The sequence below is a fragment of the Roseibium aggregatum genome (genome assembly GCF_014692675.1).
GTDB classification, from domain to species: Bacteria; Pseudomonadota; Alphaproteobacteria; order Rhizobiales; family Stappiaceae; genus Roseibium; species Roseibium aggregatum_C.
This window is the reverse complement of the sequence record NZ_JABFCZ010000063.1, coordinates 1-2636: the sequence shown is the minus strand read 5'-3', so window position 1 is coordinate 2636 and position 2636 is coordinate 1. Positions and strand designations below refer to the sequence as shown.

Below are 2636 nucleotides of genomic sequence, written 5' to 3'. Positions count from 1 at the left end.
TGCGGATTTCAGAAATACCGGACAGCGATTACGCTAAATCCCGGACAACCGTTTCAGTAATTCCCGGACAGTTCGGGCACGGCTGACCATCTGCCTGCGATCATGTTTCAGTTTGCATCGTTTCGGTGTTTTCGGCGGAGGTCAAGTTTGCGTTTCGATCCTTTCTTCGCATGCTGTCCCCTTTGAGGTCGATGCGGTGAGCATTGTGAACGATCCGGTCGAGGATGGCGTCGGCGATTGTGGGTTCACCGATCATGTCATGCCAGCCCGAGACGGGGAGCTGGGCGGTGATGATAGTGGAGCGCCGCTGATATCGCTCCTCGAAGAGCTCGAGCAGATCGAGCCTCTGTTGGTCGGTCAGCCCATGCGTGCCCCAGTCGTCGAGCACCAGCAGCTGGACGCGTGCCAGTTTGTCGACGAGACGGGGGAAGCGCCCATCGAGGCGTGCCATGGCCATGTCCTCGAAGAGCCGCGGCATGCGGACATAGAGGACGGAATAGTCGAGCCGAGCGGCTTGGTGGCCGAAGGCGCAGGCCAGCCATGTCTTGCCTGTGCCGGTCTGGCCGGTGAGGATGATCTGTTCCTTGGCCTTGATCCAATCGCCCTGGGCGAACGCGAGGATCTGACGCCGGTCGAGGCCCCGGCTGGCGGCGAAATCGACATCTTCGATGCAGGCGTTGGGAAAGCGCATCTTCGCGTTGCGGAGCCTGTTGGCGAAGCGCTTGTCGGCCCGGGCAGTGGCTTCGCGGTCCAGCATGAGGCCGAGCCATTCATTGCGGTCGAGCGCCTGATCGGGGTCCTGTTCGGCCAAGGTTTTCCAGGCATCGACCATGCCTGAGAGGCCAAGCGCGGCCATCTGATCGAGTGTGGGGTGTGTCAGCATTTAATGGTCCTTTTGTGCTGAGGGTTACTGGTAGTAGCCGGGACCACGGATATTGTCGTGGACCGGGGTGGCGGTAATCTGGTCCGGCGGGCTGGGCGCCCGGTCCAGACCGGTGATCAGGATGGAGCGAACCGAGGCATAGTTGACCGTGCCGACCGTCAGGGCGCGTTCGCAGGCGGCTTCCAACCTGTCCGCGCCGAACTGCCGCTGCAGGCCGAGCACGCCGAGGGCAGAGCGATATCCCTGTTCGGGGTGTGGCCTGTCGCGCATCAGGCGCTCGACGAGCGCGGCGGCATGATATCCGGTGCGGGCGGCCCGCCCGATCAGGCTCTCGGGCGTCATGCCACCATGGCGCTGGTGGGCCTTGGGCATGTGTTCCTTGATGGTGGTATGCCCGCCGCGCTGACCGCGGCGATGATGCACCGCAACCCGTTCATGGTTATGGAAGATCTCGATCATACGGTGCGTCAGGCGCACATCGACGTGCCGGCCGATCAGGCGGTGGGGCACGGAATAGAAGCCATGAAGCACCTCGATGTGATAGTCGGGATGCACCTTGGCGCGCTTCCATTCGGCGTACTCAAAGGGCGTGTCGGGCAACGGGCTGAGGGCGGGGCATTCGATCTCTTCGAACAGTTCACGCCGCGAGCGCCCGACCCGACGCATGGTTCGTGCATTCAGATCATCGAGCAGGTCCTCGATGGCGACGTTCAGCGCCTCGATGGAAAAGAACTGCCGGTTGCGCAGGCGGGCCAGAATCCAGCGCTCCACGATCAGCACGGCGCCTTCCACCTTGCCCTTGTCGCGCGGCTTACGCGGCCGTGCGGGCAGCACCGTCGTGTCGTAATGCGTGGCCATGTCGGAGAAGGTCTTGGTCAGCGACGGCTCGAACCAGAGCGGCTTGGCCACGGCGGCCTTGAGATTGTCGCATACGATCGCTTTGGGCACCCCGCCGAAGAACTTCAGCGCCCGGACCTGCGCTTCGATCCAGTCGGGCAGCTTCTGGCTGAGGCTCGCCCAGGCGAAGGTGTAGTTCGAGGCGCCCAGCACGGCGACGAAGATTTGGGCGCGATGCTCAGCACCTGTGCCCGGGTCGATTACCGGGATGGTATGACCGGCATAGTCCGTTTGCATCACCGCGCCGGCCTCATGCCGGTTGCGATACCGGGGGCTGATGCGGTTCTCGAACTCGCGGTAGCGCTCGCAGAACCAGGTGTAGCCATAGCCATCGGGATGCGCCGCCCGGTATTCCTCCCAGAGCAGCACCAGCGTTACGCCCTTGCGCTTCATCTCCGCCGCCATCTTCGGCCAGTCGGGTTCGGTCAGATCCTGGGGCGGGCGGCCGACACGTTGAAACAGCGCCTCCTTCAGGGTGGCATCGTCATCTCGACCGGCGGGCAACGGCCAGCAGTTCAGACCTGCCTCCCGCGCTCGAAACAGATAGGTCGCCACGGTCGTCTTGCTGAGCTTCAGGCGCAGGCCAACCTCGCGCACCGAAAGGCCCTGTTCATGCGTCAGCCGCAATATCGTTCGTATATCTTGCACAGTCATGCGCCTCGGTTGCTTCCGTCGTGGCATATCCCCTCCCGATCTCGTTCAAGACCGGCAGAATGCCGTGACGGCGCAGGCGATGACCAACCGTGTCCGGGGGCCCGGAACTGTCCGGGATTTAGCGAAATCCCTGTCCGGGAATTACCGAAACGCGTGTCCGGGAATTACTGAAATCTGTGTCCGGGGATTACCGAAACCCGCA

Annotated in this window: 2 protein-coding genes; both read right to left on the bottom strand. The window is 62.9% G+C overall.

The genetic code is table 11. The features are described from left to right. Positions 1-100: 100 nt before the first annotated feature. On the bottom strand, positions 101-883 hold the full coding sequence (istB, locus tag HK439_RS26180) for an IS21-like element helper ATPase IstB (protein WP_190294429.1): 783 nt from the start codon (positions 881-883) through the stop codon (positions 101-103). Positions 884-907: 24 nt separating this feature from the next. After that, positions 908-2461 (bottom strand): IS21 family transposase, encoded by a 1554-nt coding sequence (gene istA / locus HK439_RS26175; protein ID WP_190294428.1) that lies wholly within the window; start codon positions 2459-2461, stop codon positions 908-910. Positions 2462-2636 lie beyond the last annotated feature (175 nt).